5 protein-coding genes are annotated in these 8,419 nt (G+C 65.6%); all 5 read right to left on the reverse strand.

Annotated elements, in window-relative coordinates:
- Positions 1-44: 44 nt before the first annotated feature.
- The gene (locus Q1K70_RS03765) at positions 45-404 is read right to left on the reverse strand and encodes a hypothetical protein (protein ID WP_300155956.1); all 360 of its coding nucleotides are present in this window, start codon (positions 402-404) and stop codon (positions 45-47) included.
- Between the two features lie 9 nt (positions 405-413).
- Positions 414-1,829 (reverse strand): amidophosphoribosyltransferase, encoded by a 1,416-nt coding sequence (gene purF, locus Q1K70_RS03770; RefSeq protein WP_300155959.1) that lies wholly within the window; start codon positions 1,827-1,829, stop codon positions 414-416.
- 116 nt (positions 1,830-1,945) lie between these two features.
- Positions 1,946-5,182, reverse strand: a complete 3,237-nt coding sequence (carB, locus tag Q1K70_RS03775; protein WP_300155963.1) for a carbamoyl-phosphate synthase large subunit — start codon at positions 5,180-5,182, stop codon at positions 1,946-1,948.
- Positions 5,183-5,372: 190 nt separating this feature from the next.
- Positions 5,373-6,929 (reverse strand): sigma 54-interacting transcriptional regulator, encoded by a 1,557-nt coding sequence (locus tag Q1K70_RS03780; RefSeq protein ID WP_300155965.1) that lies wholly within the window; start codon positions 6,927-6,929, stop codon positions 5,373-5,375.
- Positions 6,911-8,293: an argininosuccinate lyase gene (argH, locus tag Q1K70_RS03785; RefSeq protein ID WP_300155967.1), complete on the reverse strand. Its 1,383-nt coding sequence runs from the start codon at positions 8,291-8,293 to the stop codon at positions 6,911-6,913. Before argH ends, Q1K70_RS03780 begins: the two co-directional genes overlap by 19 nt.
- Between the last annotated feature and the right edge of the window lie 126 nt (positions 8,294-8,419).

Here is an 8,419-nt window from a genome sequence, read left to right on the forward strand (position 1 = left end):
CCTCGATCTCAAGCTCGTGTAGCGACGCAGATTCGCGGGAGAGGCTAAAGCAGCGTCTGCAACAGCCCCATGGGCGTGCCGGACGGCAGGGGCAGGCGCTTGTCGGAGAGGATGCGCTGGGCCAGCAGGGTCAGCCACTGGCGCGAGAAGGTCATCTTCTCGAAGGTCAGGTAGCCCCGGCCGGAGCCGTCCGTGGACAGGCCGTAGCCGGTCACCGTGACCCGGATGGGGTCGTCCTCGCCCACGGGCAGCACCTCGACGCTGAGGCTGCGGGCCGAGGAATCGAGCACGAGGTCGAGCACCTCGCCGTATTCGCGCAGGAACTGCCGGGCCGAGGACAGCAGCAGCTTGGACAGCGACTTGTCCTTGGCCCCGGTCACGTCGATGTTGAAATTCAAGCCCATGGCGGCCTCCTACCAGGAAAGGGCCAGCGTGACGTCGTCCAGGCAGTTCTTGAGCCCCTCGCCGCAGGGCTGGATGACATACTCGCCGTCGAAGCAGGCCAGACAGTACGGCGGGGCCTCGCCCGCGCCGCGCACGGATTCGAGCAGCCCCTCGACGGACAGGTAGTGCAGGCTGTCCAGGCCGATGAACTTGGCGATCTCGTCCACGCTCTGGTGGGCGGCGATGAGCTCGCCCTTGGACGAGAAGTCGATGCCGTAGAAGCAAGGATAACGGATGGGCGGACAGGACACCCGCATGTGGATCTCCCGCGCGCCGAGCTCCCGCAGCCGTTTGACCCGGGTGCGGATGGTGGTGCCGCGCACGATGGAGTCCTCCACGATGAGGATGCGCTTGCCCTTGATCATGCTCTTGACCGGGTTGAGCTTCACCCGGACGCTGAAGTCGCGCATGTCCTGGGAGGGCTGGATGAAGGTGCGGCCCACGTAGTGGTTGCGCACCATGCTCATCTCGAAGGGCAGGCCCGAGGCCTGGGAATAGCCGATGGCGGCGTAGAAGCCGGAATCGGGGAAAGGCATGACGTAGTCCGCGTCCACCGGGGCTTCGGCGGCCAGCGTCGCGCCCATCTGCTTGCGCCGTTCGTAGACCACCTCGCCGAAGACTTCGGAATCGGGCCGGGCGAAATAGATGAGCTCGAAGATGCACTGGCGCACGGGCTGAGGGTCGCAGATGCGGTAGGACTGGAGCCGGCGGTCCTGGATGACCAGCATCTCGCCCGGGGCCACGGAGCGGATGGCCTCGGCCTCCATGAGGTCGAAGGCGCAGGTCTCGGAAGCCAGCACGTAGGCGTCGCCCATGCGGCCGAGCATGAGCGGCCGGATGCCGTGGGGGTCGCGCACGGCGATGATCTTGTCGTTGGCCAGAAGCAGGATGGAATAGGCGCCCTTGACCTTGTTGCAGGCCTTGATGACGGCTTCTTCCAGGGAATTGCCGTTCAGGAACTTGGCGATGAGGTGGACGAACACCTCGGAGTCGATGGTGGTCTGGAAGATGGAGCCCGTGGCCTCCAGTTCCGCCCGCAACTCCATGGTGTTGACCAGGTTGCCATTGTGGGCAATGGCCAGATGGTAGTCGCCGAAGCGCACCAGGAAGGGCTGGCAGTTGCGCAGAAGCGATGCCCCGGTGGTGGAATAGCGGATGTGCCCCACAGCCACCGAGCCCTTGAGCTCCTTGCCCAGGTGGCGTTCGGAGAAAACGTCGGCCACCAAGCCCATGCCGCGCTGCTCGCGGATGCGCCCGCCGTCCCAGGTGACGATGCCGGCCGATTCCTGGCCCCGGTGCTGCAGGGCGTAGAGGCCGAAATAGGCCATCCTCGCCGCCTCGGGGTGGCCGTAGATGCCGAACAGACCGCAATATTCCTTTTTCATGACGCGCCGCCCGAACTCGTGTCGCGGCCCGGCGCTCCGTCCAGACGAACGCGCGGGGCCGCCATTGCTGAAACCTTTTCCCTCGACGATACTTGCGTATTTTCGAGGGAGGCGAACTAGTTCGCCCCGTAATACTCCTGAAGACTCTTGACGGTCAGTCCCTGGCCGGACATCTCGCGGATGGCTTGGGCCATGGCCTTGGCCCCGGCGGCGGTGGTGGTGTAGGGGATGCCGTAGAGAAGCGCCGTCTGACGGATGACCAGGGAGTCGCGCACCGTGCGCTTGTCCGAGACGAGGTTGACCACCAGGTCGATCTCGCGGTTCTTCATGTGATCCACCACGTGGGGACGGCCCTCGAAGACCTTCATGACCCGGGTCACGGCGATGCCCTTCTCTTCGAGATAGGCGGCCGTGCCCTTGGTGGCCATGATGCGGAAGCCCACTTCGCTCAGGATCTTCGCCGCCGGCAGCACGTCGTCCTTGGCCCCGTCGGCCACGGAGATGAAGACGGTGCCCTTAAGCGGCAGGTTCTGGCCCGCGCCGAGCTGGCTTTTCATGAAGGCCAGGCCGACGGATTCGTCGATGCCCATGACCTCGCCCGTGGAGCGCATTTCCGGTCCGAGCAGCACGTCCACGCCCGGGAAGCGGTTGAACGGGAAGACCGACTCCTTGACGGAGTAGTACCCGGACTTTCGCTCGGCCCAGGGCTGCAAATCGACCAGCTTCTGGCCCATGATGACCTTGGTGGCCAGCTTGGCCAGGGGCACGCCCGTGGCCTTGGACACGAAAGGCGAGGTGCGCGAGGCCCGCGGGTTGACCTCGAGGATGTAGATGTCGCCGTCTTTCACCGCGAACTGGATGTTCATGAGGCCGATGACGCCCAGTTCCGCGGCCAGGGCCTTGGTCTGGCGCTCGATCTCGGCGATGAGTTCGGGCGAGAGGCTGTGGGGCGGCAGCACGCAGGCCGAGTCGCCGGAATGGATGCCGGCCTCCTCGATGTGCTCCATGACGCCGGCCACGTAGGTGTCCGTGCCGTCGGACACGGCGTCCACGTCCACCTCGATGGCGTTGACCAGGAACTTGTCGATGAGGATCGGATGCTTGCCCGAGGCGACCACGGCGACCTTGAAGTAGTTCTCGAGGTCCTTGCGATCGTAGACGATCTCCATGGCCCGGCCGCCGAGCACGTAGGAGGGGCGCACCACCACGGGATAGCCGATCTTGTCCGCGATCTCGGCCGCCTCTTCCACGGCGAAGGCCGTGCCGTTGGCCGGCTGGCGCAGGCCGAGCTTGTGCAGCATGGCCTGGAAGCGTTCGCGGTCCTCGGCCCGGTCGATGCTGTCCGGCGAGGTGCCGAGGATGCGCACTCCGGCGTTTAGAAGCGGCACGGCCAGGTTCAGCGGCGTCTGGCCGCCGAACTGAACGATGACGCCCTCGGGCTTCTCGTGCTCGATGATGGACAGCACGTCCTCGAAGGTGAGCGGCTCGAAATAGAGGCGGTCGGAGGTGTCGTAGTCCGTGGACACGGTCTCGGGGTTGGAGTTGACCATGATGGACTCGACCCCCATTTCGCGCAGGGCGTAGGAGGCGTGGCAGCAGCAGTAGTCGAACTCGATGCCCTGGCCGATGCGGTTGGGGCCGCCGCCCAGGATCACCACCTTGCGCGCCGGGCGCACGGCCACTTCCCGGCCGGTCTCGTAGGTCGAATAGTAGTACGGGGTGTAGGCCTCGAATTCGGCGGCGCAGGTGTCGACCAGGTAGTAGGTCGGGTTGACGCCCATGGCCTGGCGGAGCTTCCTGGCGTCGAGCGCCGAGGGCAGCCGCAGGAGCGTGGCGATCTGCGGATCGGAGAAGCCGTTCTTCTTGGCGGCCAGGAGCAGTTCCTTGCACTGGGCGTCGGAAGGCGCGACCTTCTCCTTGGGGAAGGCGGCCAAGGCCCCCTCCATGTCCACGATTTCCTTGATCTGGCGCAGGAACCAGGGATCGACCCAGGTGGCGTCGAAGATCTCCTCCAGGCTCACGCCGCAGCGCATGGCCTGGCGGATCTGGAACAGCCGCCGGGAATTGGGCTTGCGCATGTCGGCCAGGAGCTGTTCCCGGTCCGGGTCGCAGGCCGGGCCGTCCGGGCCCAGGCCCGCGGCCCCGATCTCCAGGGAGCGCAGGCCCTTTTGCAAGGCTTCCTTGAAATTGCGGCCGATGCTCATGGCCTCGCCCACGCTCTTCATGGCCGTGGTCAGGTAGTCCTCGGAGCCCGGGAACTTCTCGAAGGTGAAGCGCGGGATCTTGACCACGCAGTAGTCGATGGTGGGCTCGAAGGAGGCCATGGTCTCGCGGGTGATGTCGTTGGGAATCTCGTCCAGGGTGTAGCCCACGGCCAGCTTGGCCGCGATCTTGGCGATGGGGAAGCCCGTGGCCTTGGAAGCCAAGGCCGAAGACCGCGACACGCGCGGGTTCATCTCGATGACCACCATCTCGCCGTTTTCGGGGTTGACCGCGAACTGCACGTTGGAGCCGCCGGTCTCGACGCCGATCTCGCGCATGATGGCAAGCGACGCGTTTCGCATCTTCTGGTATTCGTCGTCGGTCAGCGTCTGGGCCGGGGCCACCGTGGCCGAGTCGCCGGTGTGCACGCCCATGGGGTCGATGTTCTCGATGGAGCAGATGATGACGCAGTTGTCGGCCCGGTCGCGCATGACCTCGAGTTCGAATTCCTTCCAGCCCAGGACCGAGCGTTCGAGCATGATCTCGCTTTTCATGCTGGCGGCCAGGCCCACGGCGGAAATCTTCTCCAAGTCCTCCATGTTGTAGGCCACGCCGCCGCCCGTGCCGCCCAGCGTGTAGGCCGGGCGCACGATGATGGGGAAGGCGATGCGCTTGCCCCACTCCCGCACGTCGTCCATGGTGTGGCAGATGCCGCTCTGGGGGATGCTCAGGCCGATGTTCTCCATGGCCCGGCGGAAGAGCTCGCGGGATTCGGCCTTCTTGATGACGGCCAGCGACGCGCCGATGAGCTCCACGCCGTGCTCGGCCAAAACGCCGGACTCGGCCAGGGCCACGGCGGTGTTGAGCCCGGTCTGGCCGCCCAGCGTGGGCAGGATGGCGTCGGGCTTTTCCCTGGCGATGATGCGGGCCACGGTGCCCGGCTCGATGGGCTCGATGTAGGTGCGGTCGGCCAGGCCCGGATCGGTCATGATGGTGGCCGGGTTGGAATTGACCAGGACCACCTCGTAACCTTCTTCCTTGAGGGCCTTGGCGGCCTGGGAGCCGGAATAGTCGAACTCGCAGGCCTGACCGATGACGATGGGCCCCGAGCCGATGATCATGATTTTCTTGATGTCCGTCCGTTTGGGCATGGCGTGCGTCTGGTGGTAAAAGGTGGCGTGGAAAGGTCTCGAACCCGGAAGGAATAAGCCGTTTCGCCCCTGATCGCAAGGGCTTTGGCCGGGGCCGGCCAGGACGCGCCGCACGGCCCCCCGGGCCGGGCCCGGGACGCGCAGGCCCTGGCGGATTTCCTTAAAGGATCGAAAGCAACGCGTCGGCCGGTCAGCGGTTTTTCACCCGCTGCACCGCGACCAGGGATTCGAGATTGAACTTCTTGACCCGGTAGCCCATCTGGCGGGGGGTGATGCCCAGTTCCTTGGCCGCCCGGTGCTGGATGCCGCCGCTGCGGCGCAGGGCGTCCATGATGACGGATTTTTCCAGGCTCTTGAGCGACGGCGCGCCCTCCCCTTCCCCGCCTTCGCCGGACAGGGCGTCCTCCCGGGAGGGGATGGTCAGGTAGGGCCGGATGAGGTCGGCGTCGATGCGCTCGTTTTCGGCCAGGATGACCAGGCGCTCGACCAGGTTTTCCATCTCACGCACGTTGCCCGGCCAGTCGTACTCCTTGAGCACGGCCAGGGCCTCGGTGGAAAAGGTGAGCTTGCGCGCGTATTCCTTGGAAACCTTGTTGAGAAAATGGATGATGAGGGAGGGAATGTCTTCCTTGCGTTCGCGAAGGGGCGGCGCGTTGAGCGGAAAGACGTTGAGCCGGTAGTAGAGGTCGGGCCGAAACGCCCCCTCCTCGGCCAGGGTGGCCAGATCCTTGTTGGTGGCGGCGATGATGCGCACGTCGGCCTGACGGGTCTTGTTGCTGCCCAGCCGCTCGAATTCCTTGTCCTGAAGCACGCGCAGGAGCTTGGCTTGCAGGCCCAGCGGCAGCTCGCCGATCTCGTCGAGGAACAAGGTGCCCTTGTTGGCCTCCTCGAACCGGCCGGGCTTGGTCTGGTCCGCGCCGGTGAAGGCCCCCTTCTCGTAGCCGAAAAGCTCCGATTCCAGCAGGTTTTCCGGAATCGAGGCGCAGTTGACCTTGATGAAGGGAAAATCCTTGCGCTCGGACAGGTCGTGGATGATGCGGCCGATGAGCGTCTTGCCGGTGCCGGATTCGCCAAGGAGCAGCACCGTGGCCCTTGTCGGGGCGACCTTCTCGATCTGCCGCTGGACCTCGGCCATGGCCAGGCTCTTGCCGACGATGTAAAGCCCCTGGGTCTCCTGGGAGAGCTTGTACTTGAGGGAGACGTTCTCTCGGCGCAGGTTCTCGACCTTGGCCTCGAACTTCTGGTTGAGGCTCATGAACTGGGCGATCAGCGTGGCCACGACGGTGAGAAAGGCCACATCCTCCTCGTAGTCCACCTCGTCGCCGAAAAGCCGGTCCACGTTGAGCACGCCGATGGCCTGGCCGTGGAGCAGGATGGGCACGCCGACGAAGGAGATGCGGTCGCGCTCGATCTTGCGCGACTGGGTCTTGTCGAGGAAAAGCGGCTCCTTGCGGATGTCCGGCACGACGTAGGGCTGGGCGGTCTGGAAGATGAGCCCGGTGACGCCTTCGTCCAGGCCGTAGACGCCCCGGCTTTTTTCCTCGGCGGACAGGCCCTGGGACACGCTGATCACGAGCTTGCCCGTGGAGCGGTCCACCAGGGTGATGGTGGCCCGCTTCATGGAGAGCTTTTCGGCCAGGATGCGCAGGATATCCTGGAGCGACTGCTCAAGGTCCAGGGCCTTGTCGATGACGCCGCTGATGGCCGACAGGCAGGCGAGCTGGAGATTTACCGTTTTTGAAGCCATCGGGAGAGTTCCGCCATCTGGGAAGTCACGGATTCCGGACCCGTGCCGCCGGGTCCGCTGCGCCGGGCCACCGCGGTTTCATACCGCAGGGCCTCGAAAACATCTTGCTCCATCGCCGGGGAAAATACACGCAATTCCTCCAGCGTCAATTGCTCGAGGGCCTTGCCCGCCGATTCGGCGTAGGCCACCGCCCGGCCGGTGATGTGGTGCGCCTCGCGGAAGGGCACGCCCTTGGCCGCCAGGTAATCGGCCAGCTCCGTGGCGTTGAGAAACCCCTGGCCCAGGGCCTCGCGCATGCGCTCGGTCCGAAAGCCCAGCCCGCCGAGCATGCCGGCCATGACCCGTAGGCTGGCCCGCACCGTGTCGTCGGCGTCGAAGAAGGGCTCCTTGTCTTCCTGCAAGTCGCGGTTGTAGGTCAGCGGCAGGCCCTTGATCACCGTGAGCAGGCTCACGAGGTCGCCGTAGACCCGCCCCACCCGGCCGCGCATGAGCTCGGCCGCGTCGGGGTTCTTCTTTTGCGGCATGATGCTCGACCCGGTGGCGTAGGCGTCCGGCAGGGCCACGAAGCCGAAGCGCGGGTTGGCCCAGAGGATGATCTCCTCGCAAAAGCGGCTCAGGTGGGCCATGACCAGGGACGCGACGAAAAGCGATTCCAGCACGAAGTCCCGGTCGGACACGGCGTCCATGCTGTTGGCGAAGGCGTGGGAAAAACCCACGGAGCGCGCCACCATGCCCGGATCGAGCGGATAGGTGGTGCCGGCCAGGGCCGCCGCGCCAAGGGGCGAGACGCGCACGCGCCGCAGCGCGTCGTCCATGCGCTCGCAGTCGCGCTTGAGCATCCAGGCGTAGGCGAGCAGATGCTGGGCCAGGCTCACCGGCTGGGCCGGCTGGAGATGCGTGCAGCCGGGCAAAAGCGTCGCCTTGTGCTCGTCGGCCCGTTTGACGAAGACCTCGATGAGCTCGCGGGCCAGCTTCCCCCAGGTCTCCAGGCTCTCGGCCACGTAGAGGCGGAAATCGAGCGCCACCTGGTCATTGCGGCTGCGGCCAGTGTGGAGCTTGCCGCCCAGGGGGCCGATGAGTTCGGTCAGGCGCTGCTCCACGTTCATGTGGACGTCTTCGTATTCCGCACGCCAGGGGAACGCGCCGGATTCGATCTCGTCGAGCACCTGGTCAAGCCCGGCCACGATGCGATCGGCCTCGTCGCCGGCCAACACGCCGCGCTTGGCCAGCATCCGGGCGTGGGCCTTGGAGCCGGCGATATCCTGGCGGTACATGCGGCGGTCGTAGGACACGGACTCGCTGTAGGCCTCCATCAAGGCCCCGGTCCCCTCGCCAAACCGCCCGCCCCACATTTTACTGGACATGTCTGTTCCCTCCGGGAAGGCAGGAGGAAGACCGGGGGAGGGAACCCCTTTTTTGCAAAAAAGGGGTTCCCTCCCCCGGTCTTCCTCCTGCCTTCCCGGAGGGAACAGACATGTCCAGTAAAATGT

It is taken from the genome of Solidesulfovibrio sp., from assembly GCF_029978005.1.
In the GTDB taxonomy this organism is placed as follows: Bacteria; Desulfobacterota; Desulfovibrionia; order Desulfovibrionales; family Desulfovibrionaceae; genus Solidesulfovibrio.

Bases quoted from the DNA above. Each gene is read 5' to 3' on its own strand.
- argH (WP_300155967.1), bottom strand. From the start codon at position 8,293: ATGTCCAGTAAAATGTGGGGCGGGCGGTTTGGCGAGGGGACCGGGGCC.
- carB (WP_300155963.1), bottom strand. From the start codon at position 5,182: ATGCCCAAACGGACGGACATCAAGAAAATCATGATCATCGGCTCGGGG.
- purF (WP_300155959.1), bottom strand. From the start codon at position 1,829: ATGAAAAAGGAATATTGCGGTCTGTTCGGCATCTACGGCCACCCCGAG.
- Q1K70_RS03765 (WP_300155956.1), bottom strand. From the start codon at position 404: ATGGGCTTGAATTTCAACATCGACGTGACCGGGGCCAAGGACAAGTCG.
- Q1K70_RS03780 (WP_300155965.1), bottom strand. From the start codon at position 6,929: ATGGCTTCAAAAACGGTAAATCTCCAGCTCGCCTGCCTGTCGGCCATC.